Origin of the sequence: Amycolatopsis sp. H20-H5 (genome assembly GCF_035828755.1) — a bacterium.
Taxonomy (GTDB): domain Bacteria; phylum Actinomycetota; class Actinomycetes; order Mycobacteriales; family Pseudonocardiaceae; genus Amycolatopsis.
In genome coordinates, this window is sequence record NZ_JAYMZS010000121.1 from 1 (window position 1) to 25,907 (window position 25,907).

Here is a 25,907-nt window from a genome sequence, read left to right on the forward strand (position 1 = left end):
GTCGGGGCGTTCTTGCCGCCATCCAGCGGGGACACGGCACCGCCGATCTGGACGCTGGTGTAAAGAAACTGCTGTCGGTCGACTCGGCCAGCGTGCGCGCACATCGGAAATTGAGAGACACGCCCTAAGCGGAGACGCGGCCGGGCTCGATGGTGACCTTGATGCCCTCGCCGCTGCTGACGATCTGGATCGCTTCGAGGACGCCGTCCAGCGGCAGGCGGTGCGTGATCAGGTCGTCGACCGGGACCGCGCCGGTGGCGATGAGCTGAAGGGCCTGCTTGTTTTGCTGCGGGCTGGAACCGTTGGCACCGACGATGGTCAGCTCGCGGTAGTGGACCAGGTTCGAGTCGCAGGCGATGATCGGGTTGTCCTTCGGCAGGCCGCCGAAGAAGCTGATGCGCCCGCCGCGAGCGGCCATCCTGAGGCCGTCCTCCTGTGCCTTGCCCGCCGCCGCCGCCGTGATGACGACGTCGACACCGCGACCTTCGGTCAGCTTCAGCACCTCTTCGACCGGGTCGACCTCGGAACCGCAGATGGCCGCGTCGGGCTTGACCAGGTTCGCCGCCATGTCGAGGCGGGACTTGGTCAGCTCGATCAGGTAGACGGCTTCCGCGCCGCGAGCGCGGGCCAGCCGGACGTGCAGGCAGCCGATCGGACCGGCGCCGACCACGACCACGACGTCACCAGTGCCGACACCGGCCAGCGTCTGTCCGTTGAGGACACACGCGAACGGCTCCGCGACGGAAGCCTCGGCGTAGCTCAGTCCCTCGGGGATGCGGTTGACCCCGTCGACCTTGAGGACGTTCCGCGGGATGATCAGGTACTCGGCGAAACCGCCGTCGAAGTGATACCCCATGGAGAGCTGGTGGGGGCACACGGTCATCCGGCCGCGTTCGCACTCCGCGCAGTCGCCGCACGGGATGGCGGCGATGACCTGGACGCGGGCACCTTCCTCCCAGCCGGTGACCCCTTCGCCGACCTCGACGACCTCGCCGGCGATCTCGTGGCCGATCACGCGCGGCGGGTCGATGTGGTGGTGGCCGTGGCGGAAGATCTTCAGGTCGGTACCGCAGGTCGAAGTGTTGTGCACCCGGATCTTCAGCTCACCGGCCTTCGGCGAGGGCTCCGGCACCTCTTCGAGGCGGATGTCGCCCGGTGCGTAAAAGCGCGCAACCTTCACTGATCTGACTCCTCGTTCGTCGACTGCAGAATGCGGATCACCGTCTCGGCGTCCTTGGCCTCGCGGAGCCGGGCGGCGAGATCGGCGTCCAGCAGGACCCTGGCGAGCGAGGAAAGGATGCCCACCTGCTCGGTGCCGCTGGCGGCGATCCCGACGCACATCCGCACGTAGTTGCCGCCCCAATCCACGCCTTCGGGGAATTGCAGTACCACCAGCGACGTGCGCCGGACGTACTTTCGGGCCTCGTCGGTGCCGTGCGGGATCGCGACACCCTCACCGATGAAGGTCGACACCGACCGCTCGCGTTCGTGCATGGCGGGCAGGTAGTCCGCGTCCACCGCGCCGATGTCGAACAGCGTCCGGCCCACTTGGTCGACGGCGTCGGACAGACTCGTCGCCGCCTGCCCCAGCTTGATACCGGAAACGTCCAGCAGCAGGTTCTTAGTCGGCAAGGGAACCACCGTCCCGGATGGCCGCCTCGACCTGGTCGAACACCGGGTCGCCGAGGAAGCTCCGGAAGCCGAGGATCACCGCGTCCGAACCACCCTTGCGAGCCCTGGCGACCAGACCCTCCTGGCACAGCACGAGTCCGGCGTCGTCCGGGATCTCGTCGACCGGGGTGTGCCCCACCTTGACCTTGTACGGCTTGAGGCGCTTCGCGAGCTGCGCCGCGACCATCACGCTGCTGCCCATCCCGGCGTCGCAGGCGATGATGACCTTCTTGATGTCGGATCCTTGAATCGTGCTCATCGACTCTCTCCTCTCTGAGATTCGGGCCGACCTTGTCCCACTAGACCGGCAGTGTCCCGCCGTTGGCGACCTGCTTCACCTTGTCGATCTCTTCCTTGCCACGGCCGAACTTCAGCAGGGCCGAAGCGACCAAGAACGACACTCCGGCCGCGACCGCGACACCGAGGACGACACCGCTGTAGCCGCCACTCGGGGTCAGCGCGAGGATGGCGATGATGCTGCCCGGCGACGGCGTCGCGGTCAGACCGGCGCCGGTGATGCTGAAGACCAGGACACCGGAGGCGCCACCGGCGATCGCCGCGAGCACCAGCCGCGGCTGGGCCAGCACGTACGGGAAGTAGATCTCGTGGATCCCGCCGAGGAACTGGATGATGATCGCGCCGGGCGCGGTGGCGCGGGCGGCCCTGGTGCTGCCGAACAGCGTGATCGCCAGCAGGATGCCCAGGCCGGGGCCGGGGTTCGGCTCGATGAGGAACTCGATGGCCTTGCCGCCGTGTGCGACGCCGAGCGGGCCGAGGATGCCGTGGTTGACCGCGTTGTTGAGGAACAGGATTTTCGCCGGCTCGACGATGACCGACACCAGCGGCAGCAGGTGCGCGTCGATCAACGCCTGCACGCCGTGGCCGAGGCCCCTGGTGATCCACTGCACCACCGGGCCGATGCCCAGCATGCCGAGCACCGCCATCAGCCCGCCGATGATGCCGGCGCTGAAGTTGTCCACCAGCATCTTGAAGCCCGGTGCGCTGCGGTGCCCGACGTGCTCGTCGAACAGCTTGAGCAGGTATCCGGCCAGCGGGCCGACGATCATCGCGCCGAGGACCATCGGGATCGACGCGCCGACCGCGATGCCGACCGTCGCGACCGCACCCACCACCGCACCACGCTGGCCGTGGACGATCCGGCCGCCGGTGTACCCGATCAGCACGGGCAGCAGGTAGTTGATCATCGGGTCGACGAGCTGGGCGATGTGGGCGTTCGGCGTCCACCCGGCGGGGATGAACAGCGCGGTGATCAGCCCCCACGCGATGAACGCGCCGATATTGGGCATGACCATGCCGGCGAGCTTGCCGCCGAAGCGCTGCGCCGCCACTCGCGCTTGGCTCGACTTCGTCGGTGCGACAGGTGTCTTCGTCATCATTGACACTTCCCAGCGTTCAGTTCGAGTGATCGAGATCGCTGCCGCTCTTCGGACTCGCCAGCGGAGTGGGGTGGTGGAGACCCTGTGGAGATTTCTTCGATACAGCATTTCTTCGGTACGGCGATACCGCGGGTGCGGCCTACTGGGGTTTTTCGCGGATCGGGCGATCCCAGTCCAGCTTTTCGTGGACCTGGACCGGATGGGAGCGCACGTCTTCGGGGCAGGGCATCATGCTGCCGGGCAACGAAACGGCCGCGGCTCCCCAGGCGACGCCGGCGCGGAGCGCGTTCACGCCTTCACCACCCGCGGCCAGGAATCCGGCGAGCATGGCGTCCCCGGCGCCAACCGTGCTGCGGGCGTCGACGGGGGCTTCGGCGTGCCAGACACCGTCAGCTTCAAGGAGTACCGCGCCCTTGCTGCCGAGGCTCGCCAGCACCGCACCGGCGCCGAGCGCCCGGAGTTCCCTGGCGGCGTCGACCACGTCACGCAATGTCCACAATGGATGATCAACCGCCTCTTCGAGCTCTTCGAGGTTCGGTTTGATCAGGGTGGGACCGGCTTTCACCGCGGCGCGCAACGCGGGCCCGCTCGTGTCGACCACGACCTTCGCCCCACTCGGACCGAGCAGGCGGATCAGGCCGGCGTAGAAGTCGTCGGTCATGCCAGGGGGCAGACTGCCCGCGACCACCACCCACGAGGCGTCGGAGACGTTGTCCAGCACGGCGTCGGAAAAGGCCTGCGTCTCTTCGGCACTGAGCCGCGCGCCGGCCTCGTTCACCTTGGTCACGGTGGCGTCAGGTTCGATGACGCTGATGTTGCTGCGAACCGGGCCCAGTGCCGCCACCCGGACGACGTCGATGCTGTAGTCGCCGAGCAGCGCGATGAGCTGCTCGCCCGCGACCCCACCGGCGAGCACCACGGCTCGGGCCTTGAGACCGTTGCGCACCAACGCTCTCGCCACATTGATGCCCTTGCCGCCGGCGTGCACGTGCACAGCGGACGCGCGATGCAGGCCACCACGGACGAGCTCGGAGATCTCCACGGTCCGGTCGACACTCGGGTTCGCCGTCACGGTTACGAACACTTCCACCACCTTCTGCCTGAGCGAGCGCCGTGAGGTCCAGCGCTCCGCGTCGTCGGCCCCAGAGCGGACGCCAGGCAGGCGGCTCGACGCTGGGCCATATTGGCTTTGGGTGATGTTGCCTGTGTTCATGTTGTTTTGCAAGATTCTGCACGATTTGCTTCCGCACACATGTTCCACGGAGATCGTTGAAGAACAAGAGGAATCTGGTGATCCGACGCAGACAGGTTGTTGCCAACGCTGCAAACACCACACAACCGCACATCCGATGCCGCCCAGCGCGGAAGGAGCCGACCCGTGTATGCCGAGGAACGGCAGCAGGCGATCCTGGAACGTGCTCGCGCCCGAGGCCGGGTAGACGTCGCGGCGCTCGCCGACTACTTCGCCGTGACCAGTGAGACCATCCGGCGCGACCTGACCATCCTCGAACGCCACGGGGTGCTGCGACGCGTGCACGGCGGCGCGATCCCGGTGGAGCGGCTGGGGTTCGAACCGGCCGTCTCGGCCCGCGAGTCCGTGATGACCCCGGAGAAGACGCGCATCGCGAAAGCCGCGCTCGCGGAACTTCCGGACGAGGGCACGATCCTGCTCGACGCCGGTACCACCACCGCGAGACTCGCCGACGAACTGCCGAGCGACCGCGAGCTGACGGTCGTGACCCATTCGGTCAACATCGCCCTCATGCTCGCCGCGCGCCCGAACCTCACCGTGATGCTGGTGGGCGGACGCCTGCGCAGCCGCACGCTGGCCACGGTCGACGCCTGGGCGCTGCACGCGCTGGGCGAAACCTTCGTCGAAGTGGCGTTCATCGCGACCAACGGCGTTTCGCCGGAGCGCGGGCTCACCACACCGGATGCGGCGGAGGCGATGATCAAGCGAGCGGCGATCGCGAGCAGCCGCCGCTGCGTCCTGCTCGCCGACCACACGAAGGTCGGCAACGACTACTTCACCCGGTTCGCCGGTCTGAAGGACATCGACACCTTCATCACCGACGTCGGCCTCGACGAGACGATGGCGGCCGAGATCGCGGACGCGGGCCCCCGCGTCATCACCGCCTGAAACGCCGTCCGGCGCCCAGGCCCATCCCCTACTGACAGCCAGGGGTGTCGCCCCGGCCATACCGGCACAATTCAGGAGCACGAGGTCCCCTGCTCCCGCTACTTGACGTAGTCGGGCAGGACCCGCGGAGGCCAGGAGCCGACCGCGAAAATCCCCATCGAGAAGGCCTTCGACACCAGCGCGGGCCGGTTCGACACCTTCAGCTTCCGCAGCAAAGTGCTGACGTGGTACTCCACACCGCCGCGACTGAGGTACAACGTCGCCGCGAGTTGCACCGTCGACACACCCGAGGCGACGCCTTCGAGGATGCGAGCGTCCATCGCGGTCAGCAACTTCTTGCGGCCGGTCAGCAACTGCGGGTCCTGCTCGGACTTCTCCGGGCGCACGAGCACCATGATGCTTTCGACCTGGCCGCTTTCCCGGTGCACGGCGATCCCGGTCAGCTCGCCGCTGAACGCCGACTCGCCGGGGCGCACCGCGAGCACCCGCTCGGCGAACCGCGCCCGCCCGCCCTCGGTCAACCGCACGAACTGCTGCTCCACCCTCTCCCGGACGCTCGGGTGCAGCAGGTCGTAGAAGCTGTGGCCGCACACCTCGGAGGACGAACGGCCGAACTGGCGGAAGAAGTCAACATTGGCCTCCACCACCCGCAGTCGCGGGTCCAGGCTCGCCAGGCAGATCCCCGACCGGTCGAAGAACGAGCGAAAGACGCCGGTGAAGCCATCGCGGCGAGGTTCCGAATCAGCACTGCTCGTCCGTTGCACCAAGGTGGTAGCGGTGTCTGTACTCATTCGACGACCATTCCTCTCTTCGATGATCTGAAGACCTGTCGTACCGGATGAACGGACCCCATGTCGTTCTTCGCACACTATGGGCGTCGTCACCAAAGAGAGTCAACAATAGACGAAGCTCAAAGCCAAAGACTGTGGTCCGAGGGCCTCATGGTTCGGGTGCGGGGGGTGGGGTTCGGTGACCCTGAAGGTCTCCCCCGCTCGGCGCACCCAAGCCCTGGACCAGGCCTTCTGCAGTTAACGGTCCGACAGCCAGGTGTTCACTGTCTGGCCAGTCGTGGTGGGGGGCCACCCGCGTCGCGCCACGGAGGGCGGCGAAGCGAATGGCATCCGGCAGCACTTCGCAAGGCACTTGATATAGATTTAACTTTCAACACCGGAGGCCGCGCACGACATAAAGACAACGGCAGGGTGGAATCCAGGCTGAAATCAGGAAATAGTCAAGGAAAGGGGCCCGGGAACGGACACCGGGCAGCGCGAGTGGCGAACCATCAATCCGCGCGATGCCCTACCGATCACCGGACCATCATTCGAGCACGGCAACGCCACCTGAGCGGCGGCCGAACGGTTCGCTCTCCTCGTGAACTCGACTGCACTGAGCACGCGGTTGACTCTCATGCGTCACTTACCACCCGACCATAGTGGGATCAATGTTGGTTCGCAACCCCTGTGCATGGTTTTGCCTTCGTTTACTCCGCGCGGTGCCCGGCCGTACCGTCGACCGAGCCCAGCAAGAGGACGGGCGCGGCACAGCTCGGGGTAGCACGGGTAGCCGATCGGCGACGCCTGACCGCGAACCCGGGGGCCGATCGTGGAGCCGATGCGGCGCGTCCACGACAGCCTCCACCCGCCGGGCGTGACCTGCTTCCACCGGCCAACGCCCGCTGCCACCCGGAGATACCCGTGGTTCCCGGTCATCGAGTGTCCATTCCGGACACTCGGCGCGACAGCCAGGAGCGCCGCCGCGCGAGGTAATCACCGGCAGGCGGCCCCTGGTCAATACCCGCGCACGAACTCTGGTGGTTTTCCCACTTTACTGTCCGGGGGCGGAAGTCTAGACATTCCCAGGCCGCGGGTCCGCTTTACTTCGACACCGGTGACCCCAGCGAACCCGATACCTCCCGCGACAAGGGGCAGAAGACGATCGGCTCGCCCGGAGTCACCGGGACGCCGGTCTGTGCAACGCACGTAAACCACCCCGAAGGGAAGAAGCGTGACCACCGAGGACATCGACCCGAGCCTGTGGATCCGCCGCTATGCCAAGGCCTCCGACGCAGACCGGAGGCTGGTCTGCTTTCCCCACGCCGGCGGGTCCGCCAGCTTCTTCCATCCTCTCGCCCAGCGATTCGCCGCGGACACCGACGTCGTGTCCCTGCAGTACCCGGGGCGGCAGGACCGTCGCCACGAACCGCTCATCACCGACATCGGGAGCTACGCCGATCGTCTCACCGCGGTGCTGACGTCGATGACCGACGTGCCGACGGTGTTCTTCGGCCACAGCATGGGCGCCGTGCTCGCGTTCGAAGTGGCGCGCCGCCTCGAAGACCGGGGGGCGGCGATCCCCAGTTCACTGATCGTGTCCGGGCGCCGGGCACCGGCGACGTGCCGCGACGAGCAGGTCCACCGGCAGGACGACCAGCACATCATCGCGGAACTGAAACTGCTCAACGGAACCGGCGCGCAGTTGTTCGGCGACGAGGAGGTCATGCGGATGGCGCTGCCCGCGATCAGGGGCGATTACCAGGCGATCGAAACCTACGCCTGCGCCCCCCGTGTCACGGTGCGCTGTGCGATCACCGTGCTCGTGGGCCGCGCCGACCCCAAGGCGACCCTCGACGAGTCGGCAGCCTGGCGCGACCACACCACGGGGGACTTCCGCCTGAAGTCCTTCCCTGGCGGCCACTTCTTTCTCAGCGAGCATCAGTCCGCGGTGAACGGTGAGATCGCGGCCGAACTCGGAAAGCTTTCACCAGTGCCCAGCCAGGCCTGATCTCACCAGTACACCAGCCAAGTGGGATCACTCTGTGCGATCACGACGGTTCGGCCAGTTGCGAATCACATTCGCGTTTGGTTGCGACACTTCCCCTTCGCAAGCAAACGCAGGCGCCGAATACGGACAAAAGCATCCATATCAACGTCATGTGGGTTGCAAACCAACATTGTGCTTACTACAGTGCACTTTGCACCGTTCATGCGAACGGGTTGCGCCTCATCCGGCACACCCCCCGCCGGGAGACGCAGGGAAGGGCGTGATCACGGCGACACCGCTGATCAGATCCTGACCATCCCGACCGGCGGCGTGCCCACTTGCGGCCCGCCCGATTCCCGGTTGGTTTCCCCGCGCGGCGGCCTCTCCCCGGACATCGGAGTCCGGGGACGCGAGAGACGTCCGGCCTGAGCCGACTGGTCCTCTTCGGACTCTTCGCGCACTGAACACCCGCTACCGGCGCGCCGACAATTCCAGGACGGGAGTCGATCATGTCCGAGCCGAGGGTGTCCGATCGCCCTGCCCTGGCAAGGGTGATCCCGGCCGCGAACCGCGCTGCTCCGCCTGCGCCGAACAGGCAGGTTGACCTTCCCGGCGGGGTCCTGGTCGAGCGTTCCGCCGAGGAACAGGTCCTCCGCGACGCACTCGCCTCGCTGGATTCGGGACGTTCTTCGGTCCTCACGGTCACCGGAAGACCGGGGACCGGCCGCACCACCTTGCTGCGAAGAACCTTGGCACTGGCCAAAATGTCCGGGATCCGGACGCTCCAACTCCGGTGCTCGCACGCCGAGGCGGAGGTCCCTTACGGACTGGTCGCCCAGCTCACCAGCGCGCTCACGCCGAGTCGTCGTCCGACACCGTCGGAGCAGCCCGGTGGTGCCCCCGCGCGTTGTGACGAATTCCTTGCCATGGCTCGAAAGCAGCCGTTGCTGATCGCGGTGGACGATGCCCAGTGGGCAGACCCCGCGTCCAGGCTGTGGATCCGCTCGCTCGTCCGCCGGCTGCACTCCGCCCCCGTCGTGCTGGTCTGCGCCGTCCGGGGCGACGCGCCCGAACTCGACGACGAACAATGCGACGGGCCTTGGCCCGCCGACGGCGGCCAAGTCGTTTCCGCCAGGGTGCTGAATCTGGGTCCGCTGAGCGTCGCCGGAGTCCGCGGTGTCATCGCCGCCGGCTGTCCCGGTCCGGTCGACGAGGAGTTCGTCGCGCACGCGCTGACCGTCACCGGAGGCCTCCTCTCCGTCCTCAACACGACGATGGACCGGTTCGCGCGGACGGCGCCGCGGGCCGCCGCCGACCAGCTGCCCGCTTTGTCCCTTCGCGCCGCGGAGGCCACGGCCCAATACCTCGAAGATCTCACCGAGGACCTGCCTGCCGACGCCCTGGCCCTGCTGCGCGCGATGGCCGTCGGCGGCGATGGACTCGACTTCGACTTCGTGCGCATGTTGGCCCCGCCGCAGAGCACTCCGACGGGGAAGTCGCTCAGACTGCTGGTCAGCTACGGCTTGGCGACCCTGTCCGGCGGCCCGCGCCCGGCCACCGCGCAGATCGCGGAGACGGTGCTGGCGAGCATGCCGGTCACCGTCCGCCATGACCTTTCCACCCGTGCCGCCCACCTCGGGCATCACGTGGCGATCGCCGACGTCGAACTGGGCAGGCTCCTGCTCGACACCCCGCCGATCGGCCTGCCGTGGGTGGTCGAAACGCTCTGCCGAGCCGTCGCGCGCCATCGCGCCGACGGCCGCTACGCGACAACGTCCGCGCTGCTCTACCGCGCGCTGCGCGAGCCGCTGACCGTCGCCCGGCGCCGAGGTCTCCTGGTCGAACTGGCCGCTGCCGAACTGCGGGATTCGCCGGACGGAAGTGATCGACGGCTGCAGCAGGTGTTACTCGCCCCGGATGGCGATTCCGACGGTGCGCTCCTCGTTCATGCCGCTGACCTGCTTTTTTCCCGCGGCGACGCACCGAGCACCAGCCGGGTGATCACCGCCGTCTGCGCGCGGCCGAAGCTCGACCCGGCCGCTCTGGCCCCGCTGATCGCGCTGGGCAAACTCGCCGAAGACGACAGCGTCGGCGAAGCGGCCTTCCCCGCGGATTCGTTGCCCGCGCTGCCTGATCTGCCCACCGACCCCGTCCAGGCCGCGGTCGTGGCGTGGCAGCTCGCTTGCCGCGGCCGCGGGCGGACCAGGGCCCGCGCGCTCGCCCGCCTCGGGTTGAGCCGGGACGGTGACCGGGATCGCCCGCTGATCCCGCGCGTGGCCGCGTGCGCGGCACTGATGTACGCCGACGACACGGCAGAGGCGCTGGCCGGACTGGACCGGGTGCTCGCCGACGGCCGCCGCCGCGATGCCAGAGCGGCGGCCGCCCAGGCCCTCATCGCCCGAGCGGCGTTGGTCCGGCGGAGCGGCCGGCTGAACGAGGCGGCCGAGGACCTGGTCGCCGCCAGGGCGCAGCTACCGCTCAGCTGCTGGTCCCCGCGCTCCCTGACCGGCCTGCTCGCCCTCGAAATCGCGCTGAACCTCGACCGCGGGCAGCTCGACCTCGCGGCGCGCGCGGCCGCGGTGGAACTGCTCCCGGACGCCGAACACGGCCTCGGGTGGGCACATCTGCTGTGCGCGCGCGGGGCGGTCGACCTGGCGACGGGCAAACCGGAAGCCGCGCTGCGGGCGTTCCAGGAGTCCGGCCGGGTGCTCTCGACCCGGCAGTGGATGAACCCGGCCATCGCGGGCTGGCGCGTCCTCGCCGCCACGGCCCACCGCAGATGCGGCAACGTCACCGCCGCGCTCCGGCTCGTCACCGAAGAGCTGCAGCTCGCCAAGGAATGGGGTTCCCCGAGCGTGCTCGGCTCCGCCCACCTCAACGCCTGGCGGGCGCTGGACGGCACCAGGGTCACGAACGACCTCGAGGAAGCGGTGCGACTGCTGCGCGATTCCCCGGCACGGCTGCGTTTCGCCGCCGCCGCGACCGACATGGCCGCGATCAGGATCGACGCGGGCGAGCTCGACGCGGCGGCGGCGCTGCTCCGCGAGGCCGAAGGCGTGCCTTCCCTCTACTGGGCGGACAAGCTGCGGGTCAGAGTCGCGCACCTGGCCGAACTGCTCGCCTCCCGCCAGGCGGCCCCGGCCGTCGTTCCTCCTGGCTCCTCTGAGGGAATGCTTACGCAGCCCGAAGAACACCTCGCCGCGCTGGCGGCCTCCGGCTGGTCCAATGCGGACATCGCGGACTCGCTTTCGGTCACCACGCGGACCGTCGAACTCCGCCTGACCAAGATCTACCGCAAGCTCGAGGTCACCGGGCGCGCCGGTCTGCGCGCGGTCCTCGAGCGCAAACCCGTGGAGCGCTGAGAAAAAAGCGTTCCACGACGGGCAGTTCGCCGACGGGAACACTAGTGATTTATGGGCGCCCGATGCGCTTGACTTCTTTCGATGACGGTGGGGGCGCCGACCGGCCGATCGATCGACAACCACCACCCCCGTCCTTAAACTGGGCGCACCACCGCCTTCGAAGTCCGTGAGGAGTCTGGACGACGTGCTTCTCGAGCGGGAACCCGAAATCGAGTCGGTGACTGCCTCACTACGGCAAGCGCGGGTCGGCCACGGTCAGCTCGTCGTGATCGGCGGACCGCTGGGGGCGGGCAAGTCCCAGTTGATCCACGCGGTGCGGGAACACGCGCTCGGCGAAGGCGTGCTGACCCTGCAGGCCAGCTGCGCACTGGCGGAACGCGATTTCGCCTACGGAGTGGTTCACCAGCTCCTCGATTCCGCACTGCTGCTCGCCCTTTCCGAGCCACGCCGGCGGACGTTCTCCGAAACGGCTGAAGACCAGGTCCTCGAGAACCTGCACAAACTGGTCCAGGAACTGAGCGGGCGGAACCCGCTGCTGGTACTGGTCGACGACGTGCACTGGGCCGATACCGCCTCACTCGACTGGCTCAACCGGCTGACCCAGCGGCTCAGCGACCTCTCGATCGTCGTCGTGGTCACGGTCCGCGAGGGCGACCCGCTCGGCGACCGGCCCGCCCTCCGTGAGATGGCGGGGCGCGCCACCAGGAACCTCACCCTCGGCCCGCTGTCGCCGGTAGCCACGAAACTCGCTGTCGCCAAGGAATTCGGTGAGCCCGGCGACGACAGCTTCGTCCGCTCCTGCCACGAAACCTCGGCCGGGCGCCCGCTGTTCCTGATGTCGATCCTGGCCGAACTGCGCCAGCTCGGCTACCACCCGATCGCCGAACACGCCGAAGCCGCGCGCCTGCTTCTGCCTTCCGCGCTGCGCCAGCGCATCATGGCCTGCCTGCGGTCACAGCCCGAGCCCGTCCGGCGGTTCGCGCACACGCTGGCCGTCCTCGGCGAGCGCGACAGCCGCGACCTGCTGTGCGCCCTGGCCGGTCTCGATCCGGCCGACTGCGCGGAAGCCGCGGATTCGCTGGCCAGGCTCGGGTTGCTGAGTCCGGTGCCCCCGCACCACTTCTTCCACCACGCGGTCCGTGACGCCGTCGAGCGGTCGATGGCGACCAGCCAGTGGGCGGCACTGCACTCGAAGCTCGCCGAACTGCTGCGGGGCTGCGACTCCCCCGCCGAAGACGTCGCCGCCCACCTGGTGCACGTGGACCACGACCCGGCACCGTGGGCCGTCGACGTGCTGCGGACTGCCGGGCGGGCGGCGAGTGCGCGAGGCGACTGCGAGTCCGCCACCCGGTACCTGCGGCGTGCCCTGCTGAACTGCCCTCCCGACGACGCCTGCCGGGCAGAACTGCTGGTCGACCTGGCCACCGCGCAGCGCCGTTTCGATCCGTCGCTGTCCGCCCAGCACCTGTCCGAGGCCCTGCCGCTGTTCGCCTCCACCCTCGACCGCTGCCGCGCGGCCGCCCGGCTCGAACCGCTGACGCTCGACCGGCATCCGGGGCCGGCCCTGGAACTGCTCGAAGGGCTTCGGGCCGAACTCGGTGATCCGTCCGAACTGTCCGGTGAGTCCCGCGAAATCGCGCTCAAGCTCGAGGCCAGAGTGCGATACGCGCGCCATCGCGATCCGGCCGACCTCGCCGACGCCGTCGACCGGCTGGCCTGCCTCGGCGAGCATCCGCCGCTGGCCACGGCCGGTGAGCGTGAGCTCGTCGGCTCGCTGGTCTTCGCCGCCACGATGTCGGGCACCGGTTCGGCGCGGGTGACCGAACTGGGCGAACGGCTCATCCGGCACGAACCGGTCACCCTGGAACAGGTGCACGATGCGACTCCGCTCGTCGTGCGGTCGCTGATCCTCGCCGACGCGCTGGAGCAGGCCACCACCTGGCTGGACCTTGTCACCGTCCAGGAACGTCGGGTCAGCGCCCCGGCGGCCCGCGCTTTCGTCACCGTGCAGCGGGCATTGATCGCCGTGCGCCGGGGGAAGACGGCCGAGGCGGCCAGTCTCGCCGGGCTGGCACTGGATCTGGCGGGCCCCTCGCTCTCGTCCGCGTCGGAAGGGTGCACGCACGCGCTGGTGCTCGCCGCGATGGGCACCGGCGACGCCACGACAGCCGCGCGGTTCCTCAGCCGCTGCGGCGAATACGACGCCGGTGGCACGTCGTGGCTGGGCAAGCTCGTGCGCGGCGGGCTCGCGGCCACCACCGGGAACCATCCGGTCGCGCTGGAGTACTTCCACGCCTGCGGCCGGGAGCTCGACGCCGCCGGGTGGCGCAATCCCGAGCTGGTGCCGTGGCGGAGCTGGGCCGCGCTGCTGCACCACCGGCTCGGCCAGCGAGCGGCTGCCGAGGAGCTGATCGAAGAGGAGCACGCCCGCACGGTCGAGTGGGGGACGTCGCAGGGCCAGGGCCGCGCGCTGCGGGTCTGGGGCACCATCACCGAAGGCACCGCGGGCATCGAGCTACTCCGGCGTTCCGCCGCTGTGCTCAACGGTTCGGTCAACCGGCAGGAGCAGGCGAAAACGCGACTACTGCTGGTAAAACGCCTCGAGCACAGCGATCCCGCAGGCTCCCATCGCCGACGGGAACAGGGTCTTGGCCTCGCCGACGAGCACGACGCGTCGTGGCTCGTCCCCGCCACCGCGGGAGTGCCCCCGGTACCGGCTTCCCGCGGCACACTGACCGGCGCGGAGCGCAAGATCGCCGAACTGGCCGCGAGCGGGCTGACCAACCAGCTGATCGCCGACCAGGTCGGCATCACCCCGCGCACCGTGGAAAAACACCTCACCAACGTCTACCGAAAGCTGGGCGTGCCCGGCCGCGGCGCGCTGCCCGCGGCCATGGAACATCCTTCGTCCACATCGGACTGATGCGGGTCCGTCCACGCCCCGATCAGCCGGCTTGGAGCAGCCGCCCACCATCGATCCGCGCCCGGACCCGGACGGACTCCTGGCGGATGTCGCGGGGGCGGGGCATCGTGCTTCCCGGCAGGGAAACCGCGGCGGCGCCCCACGCCACACCCTGGCGCAGGGCGGAAACCCCGTGGGCTCCGGCGGCGAGGAAACCGGCGAGAGTCGCGTCGCCGGCACCGACCGTACTGCGGACGACAGCGGGCGCTTCGGCGTGCCACATGCCCTCGGCGTCGACCAGGAGCGCACCGTCTCCGCCGAGACTGGCCAACACGGTCTCGACGCCGAAACCACGGAGTTCCCTCGCGGCCTCGCCGATGTCGGCGACGGTGGGCAGCTTCCGGCCGACCACCTCTTCGAGTTCCTCGCGGTTCGGTTTGATCAGCGCGGGACCGGCGGCGACGGCCGCGTACAGGGCGGCACCGCTGGTGTCCACCGCGACCCGGATCCCCTTGCCGTCGAGGCGCCGGATGACCTCGGCGTAGAACCCGGGGTCGATCCCGGGCGGGAGGCTGCCGGCGAGCACCACCCACGAAGCGTCGGCGATGTTCGCGAGGATCACGTCGAACAGAGCGGCGACCTCGGTCTCACTGAGCGCCGCGCCGGGTTCGTTGAGTTTGGTGACCGTCGCGTCGGGCTCCACCACGCTCACGTTGATCCGCACGGGACCGGTGGAAGGGGCCTGGCACACCTCGATGTCGTAATCGGTCAGCAGCGCGATGAGCTGCTGCCCCTCGACTCCGCCCGCCGGGATGATCGCGCGCGCCGGGATGCCGTTGGACACCAGGGCCCGCGCGACGTTGACCCCTTTGCCGCCGGGCTGGACGTGCGCGGCGGAGATGCGGTGCACCTGCCCTCGCCGCAGCCCGGCCACTTCCAGCGTCCGGTCGAGGCTGGGGTTCGCGGTCACGGTGACGATCACTTCAACCCCCGGTCGGGACGTCTCGGCCCTCACCACAGCGATGGGTTCGGGCTTGGTTTTCTACGGTATTGCGGGTGATTTTGCATGGTTTCACGTTGGTTTTCAAGTATCAGGCCTTGTCTCCTAGCAAATCAGTCGCTTCAGCGCGGCGACGAGGTGGGAATGGCTGGTCCGACCGGCGCCGGAGTCGGGGGTCACGGTGCGGTCATGTTGCAGTCAGGCGCAAAACCACATAAACTCACACGCTACCGAACTGAAGGGCCAGAGGTGGGGGAGATGTACGCCGAAGAACGACAGCAGATCATCCTCGAACGCGCCCGTGCCAAGGGCCGGGTCGACGTGACAGCGCTGGCGGACGAGTTCACCGTCACCACCGAGACGATCCGCCGCGATCTCACCGTCCTCGAACGCCACGGGGTGCTCAGGCGCGTCCACGGCGGGGCCATCCCGGTGGAAAGACTCGGCTTCGAGCCCGCACTGGCCGCCCGTGAGGGCGTGATGACGGCGGAGAAGGAGCGCATCGCCAAGGCCGCGCTGGCCGAACTTCCCGACGAGGGCACGATCCTGCTCGACGCCGGTACGACGACCGCGCGGCTGGCCGAGATTCTGCCCGCCGACCGCGAGCTCACCGTGGTCACCCACTCCGTCAGCATCGCGCTGACGCTGACCACGCGCCCCAACCTGACCGTCATGCTCGTCGGCGGCAGGCTGCGCAGCCGCACCCTCGCCTCCGTCGACGCGTGGGCCCTGCAGGCACTTCAGGACACCTTCGTCGAGGTCGCCTTCATCGCGACCAACGGCGTGTCCGCCGACCGCGGCCTGACCACCCCCGACTCCGCCGAAGCCATGGTCAAGCGCGCCGCGATCGCCAGCGCGCGGCGCACCGTGCTGCTCGTGGACCACACGAAGGTCGGCAACGACCACTTCGCCCGCTTCGCCAACCTCAGCGACATCGACACGTTCATCACCGACACCGGCATCGACTCCGCGGTCGCCGCCGAGATCGCCGCGGCCGGCCCGACCGTCATCACCGCCTGACGAACCCCGCAAAGGCCGGTTCGCCAGCCGAGCTACGCCGGTCCGTCGTGTGCGGAGCCGAGCGAGTCGACGAGCCCGGCCCGGCCGTCCACGCCGAGTTTCCGGTACGAGTTGGTCAGATGCTTCTCCACCGCTCGTCGTGACACCCCGAGCTTCTCCGCGATCTCCGAGTTGGTCAGGCTGCGCAGTGCCATCCCGGCGACGGTGTTCTCGGCGGGGGTCAACGCCGCCCCCCGGCCGCCCGCGAAACCGGACATCGGTCCGCTCGGGGGCGCCCCCACCTCCTCGATCAGCCAGGTCGCCCCGCAGGCCTTGGCCAGTTCCTGGCCCTGCCAAAGGTGTTTCGGCCCGTCCGGCTCGCCGGTTTCGACGAGCCGGCAGCCCAGCGTGACCAGCACCTTGGCCAGCTCGAGCCGGTCCGGCGACCGGCCGAGGACCTCGGCCGACTCGCGGAGCAGGGCGATACTCCGGCTGCCCCCGGTGACCATCCCCCACACCCGCAGCGCGCGCCCCACCGTCGCCGGCGCTCCCCACGATTCGGCGAGCGCGTGGTGCTCCTCGGCAAGCGCCGCGGCTTCCGTGCCGTGCCCCAGGCGGTACTGGATCACCGCGGCCCCAGCCTGCCAGCCGTACAAGGCGGGGTTCTGCCAGCCGACCCGCGCCAGCTGTCGTCCGCAACCGGCGAAGTGGTCCAGAGCGGTCTCCAGCTCACCGCGCGCGGAGGCCAGGAAACCTCGCAGCATGCGCAAGACGGCGCTGCCGCGCGGATCCGTCCGGTCGTACTGCCGCGCCGCGAGCACCCGCTCCCCCAGCGCCGTGTCAGCGGTGGCGATCGCGACCGAGGCCTGCGCGATCATCGACGACCCCGCGGTCTCCGGCCAGTCGACGTCGGCCAGTTCGGCCGCCCGTGCGGCGCTGGCCTGGGCCTTGGCGGGCTGCCCGGTGGCCAGGAACACCAGTGCCCGCTCGGCGTGGATCACCGATTCGGCCGCGACGGCCTGCCGCCGCTGCGCCTGTGCCAGCGCGATGTCGAGCCAGCCCGCGACCTCCTCGGCCGCATCCGTCGCGACCAGGATCTCCACCAGCGACGTCAAAGCCGTGTAGACGTGGGTGAAGGACGCCGGTTCGCGCTCCAGGATCCGGCGCCCCAGCCTGGACACCTCGGCCGCGGGCAAAGCTGAGGAGACCATCCCGGCGCGAAGGAGCACAACCGCCAGTTCGCGGTCCGCACCCGTGGACAGCGGCAGGTCCCGGCCGTGCCCCAGCAGCAAGCCGGTCGTGACGGAGACCTCCCGCGGGCTCTCCAACCGGACGTGACGCAGACGCGCGGCCAGCCGCACCGCGGCGTCCCGGGTCGGCCCGCCGACGCGTGCCGGATCGCCGAGTTCGGCCGCGACCTCGGCGGCGACCCGAGCGACCGCCGGGCTGGCCCGGATCGCGGCCGGCGAGATCAGCACCGCCGCGGCCGCGCGTTCGCCGAGCGTGTCGAGCGAAGGCATGGCCTGGCACAGATGGCGGACCGACGAGGCCGAGTCGAACCCGCGCTCGGCGACCGCTATCCCGACGAGCAGCCGCGCCCGCTCGGGCTCGTTGCCGGACACGTTGAGCAGTGCGCGGCGCAGGTAGCGCACAGCGTCCTCCTGGCAGCCGCGCCGCACGCTCATCGCCGCCCCTTGGCGCAGGACGTCGACCTCCCAGCGGTCCAGCTCACCGGCCATCGCGCGCACGTGTTCGGCCGCCACCTCGGCGGAGGACCCGGCATCGTGCAGCGCGCGTGCCGCCGCACGATGCAGCCTGTCGTGCCGCTCGGCGGACAGCGAGCCCGCGACGGCCTGCCGGACGCTGGAGCAGGCAAACCGCGGTGGCTTCCCGTCCACCACCAGGCCGAGACTTTCCAGTGTCAGCTGGGTTTCCGAGACCTCGACCTGGTCGAGCCCGGTGAGCCTGCCGAGCAGCTCCGGGGCGACCTCGTCGCCGAGCACCACCATCGCGCCGGCCAGTTCGCGCGCGGCGTCCCCGGCGTCCTCGAGCCAGGCCAGGCGCGGTGCGAGCAGCAGCTCCTCGCTCAGTGTCCGGACGCGGTCGACGTTGGCCGCCGTCGGCCGGACGCCCGCCGCGACGAGGCCGCCCATCAGCACGGTGAGCAGCTCCGGGTTTCCGCCTGTGGTCTCCTGGCACGCGGCCGCGAACCCGGCGTCGCAGCTTTTCCTGAGCCACCTGGCGGTGAAATGCGCCGTGCCGGCCACCGAAAGGTTCGCCGCGCGCACCTCGTAGGTCGCCGCGGTGAGCCCCCGCCGGAGTGCCTGACCTGAGCTGTGCCCGTTGTCCCCGACCGTTCCGGCGATCACCACCCGCAGTCCGCTCAGCCGCTTGGCGAGCCTGCCGAGCAGGTCGGCGGATTCGGCGTCGATCCAGCACAGGTCGTCGATCAGCAGCACGGTGACGCGCTCGTCGCCGAGGTTTTCCAGCAGTGAGCCCAGCGCGATCTCCTTGGCCCGCGCGGGCCAGAGCTTCCCGAACAGCTGGCGCACGATCCCGAACGGAAAGCCCCGTTCCGGCTCTGCGCCCGCGGCCCGCAGCACGCGGGTTCCCGCTGAAGCCACGGCCATCCCGGCCAGCTCGTCCAGCAGTACGGTTTTCCCGGATCCCCTCGGCCCGCTGATCAGGACCACCGAACCGGCGCCCACCCCGGCCTCGCCGAACGCCCGGTTCAGCACGGCCAGGTCGGCTTCGCGTTCGAGCATGCGTTCGGGCGTGGGTTCAAGCATCGTCATCGGCCTTCCGCCTGGACCTTGTCCGCCTCGAACAACGGTGCCAGGTCGGCGCGGTTCAGCACGCCGAGTTTCCGGTAGACGCTGGTCAGGTGGACCTCCACGGTGCGCAGGGTGACCGAGAGAACGTCGGCGATTTCGGAGTTGCTCGCCCCGCGCGCGGCGATCCGGGCCACTTTCTGCTCCCGTCCGGTGAGCAGGTCGACCCGGTCCCCGGTGACCTGCGGCATCCGGCCGCCGGCCGCGAGGAGGAGGTCTCTGGCGGTCGTCGCCGACGCCCAGCCGCCGTGCTGGACCGAGAGGTCGACGGCACGACGGAGATGTTCCCTGGCCGCCACCAGATCTTGTGCGCGGAGCAACGCCATGCCCAGCAACGCCTCGGCCCGCGCGTGGTCGGACTTCGCCGCGGTACCGGCCAGCAACTCGGTGGCCTCGGTGAGTACGTCGAGCGCCCCCGGACCGCGGGTGATAGTCCCCTTGGCCATCAGGACGAGCCCGGAGGCTCGCGCGGTGCCCCAGCGCCTCGCCATCTCCTCGCCCCGCTCGACCAGCCCGACGGCTTCGCCCGCACGTCCCATCCGAGCCATCAAGGTGGCCGCGTGCAGCCACCATGGGGCGAACACCGGGTTGCTGATCCCGGCGTCGTCAAGGAGTTCGCCGCAGCGCAAGGCGTGGGCCAGCGCCGAATCCAGGTCCTGCCGGAACCACGCCACCGCCGACTTCCCCAGCAGGAAGTAGTGCTCGTCCGGCGAAACGCCGTCACGGCGCGTTTTTTCGACCTTGTCGAGCACGGCCTCGGCCCGGTCGACGTCACCCTGGTTGAACAGCACCAGCGCGTAAGTCGACAGGTGCAAGGTCGTCTTCGGGCCCCACGGCGCGCGGTCGGCGATCTCGACCGCATCCGTGATGTCGAGCGCGGCCTCGGTGATCTCCCCCGCACCGGCCAGGATCCACGCCTTCGTGCTCAACGCCAGCAGCTCGGTCCACGGCGCGTTGCGCCTGCCGCCGCTGATGATCGCCTTACCGATCCCGGCGATCGCCTCATCGAACTCGTCGGCGAGGAACAGCACGGCCGCGGCGGCCGCGGCGGTCCAACCGGTCGTCGGCTGCGGGCCGCTCAGCGCGCGACGCGCGAAATCGGCGGCGACGGCCGCCGACGTTCCGCGCATCGTGACGAGCAGGGCCTGCGCCACCAACGCCTGGCGTTCGGCGGGGGTGTCACCGGGCAGGTCGCGGGGCCGCTCCCGGAGCACGGCGAGCGAGCCGCTCCCCCGCAACCGCATCAGCGCCTCCAAACGCACGCGCACCTCGAACTCGTCCGCCGTCTCGGCTCCGTCACCACCGGTGCCGAGTGCGGCCAGAGCTTCGGAAAGCACCACCGCCGGCGGCCGGACACCAGGCACCGTCAGGGAAATCGCACCGAGCAGCTCGGCGACCACCGCCCGGCGGTGCGGACCACGTACCCACGGAAGGGCTTCTTCCAGCAGCGCCGCCGCCCGCCAGGGGTCCACCTCGACCAGGGCCGCCGCTAGGTCCACGCGCGCGTCGACGTCCTCGGGAGCGGTCTCGACCAGCCGGGCCAGGCAGCGCAGCGCGAAGGGGAGCGCCCCACTCCAGCCGACACCGGCCGCGCAGGCCAGCACCCCCCGCATCCACGGCTCGTCCAGCGTGTCCAGCGCGAGGAGCTGCTCCGCGACGCGCTCGATGGGCTCCCCCGCGTCGTTCAGGATGCGCGCCGCACGCCGCCTCAACGCGGCGTGCTCGACGGGGGTGAGTTCGTCGAGCACGGCCGAGAGGACGTCGAGTTGCCGACTTTCGTCACCGGCTCCCGGAACGGAGTATCCCTTGAGGACGTCGAAAGCGGCGATGACCGCGGGTATCGGCATGACCGAGAGGCTCGACACCAGCTCCGGGTCGAACGCCTGGAGCACCGCTGCGGCGCGGGCGACCCGCCGGAGCGATTCGGGCCACCGGGCCAGCCGCTCCCGCACCGCCGCGCGGACCAGGCCACTGCCCAGTTCGGCGACACGGGGCGCGCCCGCCTCATCGGACCGCACACCCTGCTCGCGGACCTCGGCGAGCAAGCGGAGCAGAGAACGCGGATTGCCTTCGGTGGCCTTGGCGCACGCGACAGTGAAACCCGCGGCCGGGGACCGGCGCAGTTCCCGCCGGATCACGTCGGCGATGTCGGCCTGGCCGAGCGGAGCCGGTTCGATCACGTGCGCGCGACCGGCGGCGGTGACCGCGGCCAGCCGCCGGTCATACGGGACCGGGCCGTCGGCGCACTCGGCCAGCACTATCATGAGCGGCAGGTCCGCGCCCCGGCGAAGGAGGAACTCCAACCAGCGCAACGACTTGTCGTCGCAGCGGTCGGCGTTGTCCACCACCAGGACGAACGGTGCTTCGCCGAGGAGATCGAGCGCGAGACGGTAGAGCTCTTGCGACGCTTCGTACTCGTCGTCCGGTAACGGGTGTCCAGGATCGAGCCCCAGCAGAGCCCGAACCGTCGAGTAGGCGGCTCGGTCACCGACGGTCCGCAGAATGGTTCCCTCGCCGCCGATTCGGCCCAGCAACGCGGTCTTCCCGATCCCCGAGGGCCCGCGCACGATGATCAGCTGCGCGGAACCCCCACGCGCGGCGGCGAAAGCGGCGGCCAGCACCGCCAGTTCAGCTGAACGTCCGACCAGGTTCGGACCGGCTTCCGTGTGACGATGCGACACGACGGGCCTCCCAACCCTGCGAATGCCCATGGTCTACCAGCAAAAGTGGACCGGGACGCAAATCGGCGTCAAAAGGGCAAGGACCCTGCACTGATGGGCACGGTGTTGACAGGAATATTGAGCTACCACCATTCGGGCAGGTTCAGCCTGCTTTTGGGTCGCAGCCACCTACGTGGGCATGTTCATCATCTGTTCGGGGCAAAGACCCCTAAGCGCCAGTCTCATCTGGCCGCCGACAGGGGAACCAATCCCCCAGCCTCACTCGTTCGGCTGCGGTCAATTCGACCGCCAATGAAGCCCATCGTGACTTCAGCGCCACCAAGACCTGCCGGCGCTTCTCCCGCGTCATGTGGGCCGCGCTCAGCCCACCACCCCGCCTGACCGGGCGAGTCGATCACGTCGCGGGAGCAGGGAAGGCGGCCGGGCTGCGGAGACCGTTGGTACCGACGGCCCGTATGCCGAAGAACACGTTGTCCTTGGACAGGTTCACTGTCGCGGAGGTGACATCGCCGGCCTCGATGACGTGTGTCCACTCCGGCGCCGTTGTCTCCCGCCACAGGACCTCGTAGCCCGCGAGTCCCGGCTCGGTCGCCCGCTGCCACACCAGGTTTGTCTGGTTGGTGAGCTGATCGGTGCGCACCTGGACACCCTTCGGAGTGCCGGGCGCGTTACCCAGGGACCACAGGGCCGCCGCGTTGACCCGCGCGACCCGCGCGATGTACGGGAAGTCGCAGAACTCGGGCAGGTCGCCGAACTGCTTGCCGTTCTCGACCCGGACATCTTGGTGCTGGTGGGCGAAGTCCTCGTTCGGCTCGGTGAAACGCGCCGCCGGATAGCCGAGTTCCAGGAAGGGGATATGGTCGCCCCCGCGCAGATACCGGTCGCGGCGGTAGATCACCCGCACGGTCATGCCGGTGCTCTCGTTCTCCCCCACCGTACGGACGAAGCGGGCCAGCTGCCGGGACGTCGAATCGTTCTCGCCGCCGACTGAGCGCCGCACGTTCGCCTGCTGCGGGGTCTCCGACGACGGAACCCCCTCGGCGAACAGCCGAATGGTATGCGGATCGCGGGCACCATTGTCCGCCTTGCTCGAGCCGATGATGTCGTTGGTGAACATCGCCTGGAGATCCGCGCCGGCGGCTTTGAACTGCTCTGCCAGATGACGCGCACCGTAGAGCCCCTGTTCTTCTCCGGCTAACGCCGCGAAGACGAGCGTCGCGCCTGTTGGGCGCCTGCTCAGCACTCGGGCAAGTTCCAGCGCGAGCGCGACCCCGGACGCGTCGTCGTCGGCCCCGGGTGCGTCGCTCGTGGCATCCATGACGTCGGAGCACCGCGAGTCGTAGTGGCCCGACACGACGTACACCCGTTCAGGTGACGTCGCACCCTTCAAGGTGGCGACGACATTCGTGATCCGGGTGGCCACCGGGATCCGTGACGCCGGGCCTTGGACGTAGGACTGGAGTTCGACGGTCATCCGGCCATCGGAACGCTCGGCGATGCCGCGCAGTTCGGCGAAGATCCAGTCACGGGCGGCACCGATGCCTCGGACAGGGTCATCCTGCGTGGACAGGGTGTGCCGTGTGCCGAACGCCGCGAGCCTCCTTACCGTCGCCTCGATCCGGCCCTCGTCGATCTCGCCAAGGATGGCACGTAACTCCCGATCAGGTCGTTGCCGCGGCACTCCGCGATCGGCCTCTTGCCCGATCCCGTCCTCGGCGCGCGCGGGCGTCGCGCTGAGCGCGGCGGCCGACACCGCCGCGGCCGTGGTGGAGAGAAAAATTCGCCTGGACCGCTGTTGTCCCATAAGGATCGTCCTACGCCGATCCGGTGCCGCCGTCCAGGGCCGATCGTCGCGTCCTGATCCGTCAGGACTGACCAACCCCGAAATGGCGGCATTCAGGTGAGCTGGTCGGCCGCGAGCGCGACTACTTCCGGCGGACGGTTGGACGGGTTTCGGGCAGCACCGGGCGTGGGCCGATCAGGCCGGTCCCGCGGAAGGTGTGGAGTGGCCGTGCCGGTCGGCCTTCAGGCCGGTGATCAGGGCGTCGATGAGGAAACGGTAGCTGCGGTCGGCATCGCGGGGCAGTCCGAAGCCACCGGCACTCTCGAGGCTGGCGAACCCGTGCACCGCCGATCGCAGCGCGCGGGCGGCGTCGATCGCGCTAGCGCCATGAAGTCCGAAGCCGGCGAGTACGTCGAGGAGGACTTGCAGGGCTTCGTTGCTGGCGTGGCGGTCTTCCTCGTCATCGGCCGGGGGTGCGCGGACGGAGGCAGCGTAGCGACCGGGGTGGTCGAGGACCCAGCGGCGGTAGGCGTCGGCGAACGCGTGGGCGGCGTCCGGGCCGGACTTGCCGGCGGCCGCACTGGCCAGTGTGTCGCCGAGTTCGCGTTTCGCCTGGATGGAGATGCCGCGGCGGAGGGCGTCCAGGGAGTCGATGTGCTTGTAGAGCGATGGTGTCCGGACGCCGACTCGCTTGGCCAGCAGGCCCATGGTCAGCCTTTCAAAGCCGACCTCGTCGGCGAGCGCCGCGCCGGCCGTGATGACCGCGGCCGGGGCGAGGCCTGCCCTAGGCATGGACGTTCGCCTGCCGGAAACCGAACATCAGGAGACCACCTCGTCGCGGTAATGGACGTGCGGGCAGCGTCCCGCACCCCCTCGATCATCTCAGGCCCGGCCTAATCCGGCGGCATCGCGGCTCTGCCGCCCGGCTCGCCCGGTCAAGAACGACCACCATCACCGACCTGGACGAACGACCCCAGGTGTTCGGGTCCACCGAAGAGGAACGACGAATCGCCGTACCGGGCGATCGGAGGAATGCCACCCTTGCTGGACCAGGACCGCCCGACCGAGTGGCCGTCATGCCACTCGTGGTGATCGGTGCGGTCGTGCGCTCACCGGTCATTGACAGCCATTGGCTAAACTGCTTAGCTTCTGGCTAATTCAATTAGCCATGGTTTTGGAGGACACGATGACCGAAACCCTGAGCATCGGCGGCAACACGATCGCCTACGACGTGACCGGACAGGGACCCCTCGTCGTCCTGGCGCACGGCATCGGCGACAGCCGCCACTCCTACCGCTTCCTCGCCCCGGCCTTGGTCGCGCAGGGTTACCGGGTAGCGAACGTCGACATCCGCGGCTGTGGTGACTCCAGCCTCGGCTGGGACGGCTACAGCCGCACCGACATCGCCGGCGATCTGGTCGCCGTCGTGCGCCACCTCGGCGGCCCCGCCGTGATCATCGGCCAGTCGATCAGCGGCGGCGCCGCGACCATCGCCGCCGCCACCGAGCCCGATCTGGTCACCGGAGTCATCGAGTTGGCACCGTTCACCAGCGCACAGTCCTTCGACCTCGGCGGACTGCTGAGGGTGAAGCGCTTCCGAGCCGGCTACCTCCAGATGGCGCAGGTCATCGTGAAGGGAAGCCTGGCGAACTGGACGAAGTACCTCGACGTGGCGATGCCGGTCAAGCCCGCGGATTGGGACGACGAGCTGGCCCGCATCGAGGCCAAGCTCAGCGAACCTGGCCGGATGAAGGCCCTGCAAGCCATGTGCAAGTCCAACCCTGGCGACGCCGGTACGCAGCTGCCCAAGGTCACCTGCCCGGTCCTGGTCATCGAGGGCAGCGACGACCCCGACTGGGCCGACCCGCGCGCCGAGGGTGAGAAGATCATCGCCGCCCTTCCCCGGGGTCTCGGTGAACTGGTGGTCATCGAGGGCGCCGGGCACTACCCGCACGTCCAGACGCCTGATCAGGTTGTCGCGCTGGCCCTGCCGTTCCTGTCCAGGACGCTGGCCCGCGCCTAGGTGGCTGGTGCTCGCGGTATCGGCTCTACCCTGGGCCTTGCGAAGCCCGGTCGGCTTCGCTACCGCATCGAGACGGCCCGCCTTCGCGGCGAAGCGACGATCGGATACCGGCTCAAGTCCGGCAGCGTCGAGCCACCGACCCGCGGGATCGTTCTCAAACTGCCGAAGGCCACACCGCTGCCACTGCCTATTTCGGACAGTGTCGCAGTCGTGACCGAAGTCTGAGAAGGTGTCCGGAAACTGATGTCATGTCGTCCAGTTTGGTGCCTAGGAGGCTGCTGAATAATCGGCGTGTCTCCTTGAAATGGCATGCTGAGCTGGGAGAATAGTGTCATGCAGGGTGTGGAGCGGGCGGATC

General features: G+C 69.3%; 17 protein-coding genes. 6 read left to right on the forward strand and 11 right to left on the reverse strand.

The annotated features are described in order from the left end of the window. Positions 1-124: 124 nt before the first annotated feature. The 5 genes from QMK34_RS39140 to pfkB (QMK34_RS39160) all read right to left on the reverse strand — a co-directional run bounded on the left by QMK34_RS39140 (position 125) and on the right by pfkB (QMK34_RS39160) (position 4,152). Positions 125-1,180: a zinc-dependent dehydrogenase gene (locus QMK34_RS39140; protein WP_326419853.1), complete on the reverse strand. Its 1,056-nt coding sequence runs from the start codon at positions 1,178-1,180 to the stop codon at positions 125-127. Further along, complete coding sequence (locus QMK34_RS39145; protein ID WP_442785317.1) at positions 1,177-1,641, reverse strand: PTS sugar transporter subunit IIA; 465 nt, start codon at positions 1,639-1,641, stop codon at positions 1,177-1,179. Before QMK34_RS39145 ends, QMK34_RS39140 begins: the two co-directional genes overlap by 4 nt. Next, on the reverse strand, positions 1,622-1,930 hold the full coding sequence (locus tag QMK34_RS39150) for a PTS lactose transporter subunit IIB (RefSeq protein ID WP_326419855.1): 309 nt from the start codon (positions 1,928-1,930) through the stop codon (positions 1,622-1,624). Before QMK34_RS39150 ends, QMK34_RS39145 begins: the two co-directional genes overlap by 20 nt. A 40-nt stretch (positions 1,931-1,970) precedes the next feature. Then, on the reverse strand, positions 1,971-3,065 hold the full coding sequence (locus tag QMK34_RS39155; protein WP_326419856.1) for a PTS mannitol transporter subunit IICB: 1,095 nt from the start codon (positions 3,063-3,065) through the stop codon (positions 1,971-1,973). Between the two features lie 142 nt (positions 3,066-3,207). Further along, complete coding sequence (gene pfkB / locus QMK34_RS39160; RefSeq protein WP_326419857.1) at positions 3,208-4,152, reverse strand: 1-phosphofructokinase; 945 nt, start codon at positions 4,150-4,152, stop codon at positions 3,208-3,210. A gap of 294 nt (positions 4,153-4,446) precedes the next feature. On the opposite strand from pfkB (QMK34_RS39160), the gene QMK34_RS39165 reads away from it, so the two are divergent. Next, positions 4,447-5,208: a DeoR/GlpR family DNA-binding transcription regulator gene (locus tag QMK34_RS39165; protein ID WP_326419858.1), complete on the forward strand. Its 762-nt coding sequence runs from the start codon at positions 4,447-4,449 to the stop codon at positions 5,206-5,208. Positions 5,209-5,306: 98 nt separating this feature from the next. Here QMK34_RS39165 and QMK34_RS39170 read toward each other — a convergent pair whose 3' ends face one another. Continuing rightward, entirely contained in the window at positions 5,307-5,999 is a 693-nt protein-coding gene (locus QMK34_RS39170) for a helix-turn-helix transcriptional regulator (protein ID WP_326419859.1), read from the reverse strand. A 1,213-nt stretch (positions 6,000-7,212) separates the two neighbouring features. Between QMK34_RS39170 and QMK34_RS39175 the strand changes: the two genes are divergently transcribed. The 3 genes from QMK34_RS39175 (at position 7,213) to QMK34_RS39185 (ending at position 14,253) form a co-directional block, all read left to right on the forward strand. Continuing rightward, a complete protein-coding gene (locus tag QMK34_RS39175; RefSeq protein ID WP_326419860.1) occupies positions 7,213-7,989 on the forward strand; it encodes a thioesterase II family protein in 777 nt (258 codons plus the stop codon). Positions 7,990-8,477: 488 nt separating this feature from the next. Further along, the gene (locus tag QMK34_RS39180; protein WP_326419861.1) at positions 8,478-11,330 is read left to right on the forward strand and encodes a helix-turn-helix transcriptional regulator; all 2,853 of its coding nucleotides are present in this window, start codon (positions 8,478-8,480) and stop codon (positions 11,328-11,330) included. A 184-nt stretch (positions 11,331-11,514) separates the two neighbouring features. Then, positions 11,515-14,253 carry a helix-turn-helix transcriptional regulator gene (locus QMK34_RS39185; protein ID WP_326419862.1) on the forward strand — a complete coding sequence of 913 codons (2,739 nt, stop codon included), beginning with the start codon at positions 11,515-11,517 and terminating at the stop codon, positions 14,251-14,253. A 22-nt stretch (positions 14,254-14,275) separates the two neighbouring features. Here the strand turns inward: QMK34_RS39185 and pfkB (QMK34_RS39190) are convergent, their stop codons facing one another. Continuing rightward, positions 14,276-15,214: a 1-phosphofructokinase gene (pfkB, locus tag QMK34_RS39190; RefSeq protein ID WP_326419863.1), complete on the reverse strand. Its 939-nt coding sequence runs from the start codon at positions 15,212-15,214 to the stop codon at positions 14,276-14,278. Between the two features lie 276 nt (positions 15,215-15,490). Between pfkB (QMK34_RS39190) and QMK34_RS39195 the strand changes: the two genes are divergently transcribed. Continuing rightward, entirely contained in the window at positions 15,491-16,252 is a 762-nt protein-coding gene (locus tag QMK34_RS39195; protein WP_326419864.1) for a DeoR/GlpR family DNA-binding transcription regulator, read from the forward strand. 32 nt (positions 16,253-16,284) lie between these two features. On the opposite strand, the gene QMK34_RS39200 is transcribed toward QMK34_RS39195, so the two are convergent. The 4 genes from QMK34_RS39200 to QMK34_RS39215 form a co-directional block, all read right to left on the reverse strand. Further along, a complete protein-coding gene (locus QMK34_RS39200) occupies positions 16,285-19,026 on the reverse strand; it encodes a helix-turn-helix transcriptional regulator (protein WP_326419865.1) in 2,742 nt (913 codons plus the stop codon). Further along, positions 19,023-21,743: a helix-turn-helix transcriptional regulator gene (locus tag QMK34_RS39205; RefSeq protein WP_326419866.1), complete on the reverse strand. Its 2,721-nt coding sequence runs from the start codon at positions 21,741-21,743 to the stop codon at positions 19,023-19,025. Before QMK34_RS39205 ends, QMK34_RS39200 begins: the two co-directional genes overlap by 4 nt. A gap of 394 nt (positions 21,744-22,137) precedes the next feature. Next, the gene (locus tag QMK34_RS39210; protein ID WP_326419867.1) at positions 22,138-23,547 is read right to left on the reverse strand and encodes a M20/M25/M40 family metallo-hydrolase; all 1,410 of its coding nucleotides are present in this window, start codon (positions 23,545-23,547) and stop codon (positions 22,138-22,140) included. Positions 23,548-23,721: 174 nt separating this feature from the next. Next, the gene (locus QMK34_RS39215; protein ID WP_326419868.1) at positions 23,722-24,318 is read right to left on the reverse strand and encodes a TetR/AcrR family transcriptional regulator; all 597 of its coding nucleotides are present in this window, start codon (positions 24,316-24,318) and stop codon (positions 23,722-23,724) included. A gap of 394 nt (positions 24,319-24,712) precedes the next feature. Here QMK34_RS39215 and QMK34_RS39220 point away from each other — a divergent pair, with 394 nt between their 5' ends. Next, complete coding sequence (locus QMK34_RS39220) at positions 24,713-25,549, forward strand: alpha/beta fold hydrolase (protein ID WP_326419869.1); 837 nt, start codon at positions 24,713-24,715, stop codon at positions 25,547-25,549. Positions 25,550-25,907: the final 358 nt, after the last annotated feature.

Coding starts and splice junctions, on each gene's coding strand:
- QMK34_RS39210 (WP_326419867.1), bottom strand. CDS start 23,547: ATGGGACAACAGCGGTCCAGGCGAATTTTTCTCTCCACCACGGCCGCG.
- QMK34_RS39200 (WP_326419865.1), bottom strand. CDS start 19,026: ATGACGATGCTTGAACCCACGCCCGAACGCATGCTCGAACGCGAAGCC.
- QMK34_RS39155 (WP_326419856.1), bottom strand. CDS start 3,065: ATGACGAAGACACCTGTCGCACCGACGAAGTCGAGCCAAGCGCGAGTG.
- QMK34_RS39170 (WP_326419859.1), bottom strand. CDS start 5,999: ATGAGTACAGACACCGCTACCACCTTGGTGCAACGGACGAGCAGTGCT.
- QMK34_RS39150 (WP_326419855.1), bottom strand. CDS start 1,930: ATGAGCACGATTCAAGGATCCGACATCAAGAAGGTCATCATCGCCTGC.
- QMK34_RS39195 (WP_326419864.1), top strand. CDS start 15,491: ATGTACGCCGAAGAACGACAGCAGATCATCCTCGAACGCGCCCGTGCC.
- QMK34_RS39180 (WP_326419861.1), top strand. CDS start 8,478: ATGTCCGAGCCGAGGGTGTCCGATCGCCCTGCCCTGGCAAGGGTGATC.
- QMK34_RS39215 (WP_326419868.1), bottom strand. CDS start 24,318: ATGCCTAGGGCAGGCCTCGCCCCGGCCGCGGTCATCACGGCCGGCGCG.
- QMK34_RS39220 (WP_326419869.1), top strand. CDS start 24,713: ATGACCGAAACCCTGAGCATCGGCGGCAACACGATCGCCTACGACGTG.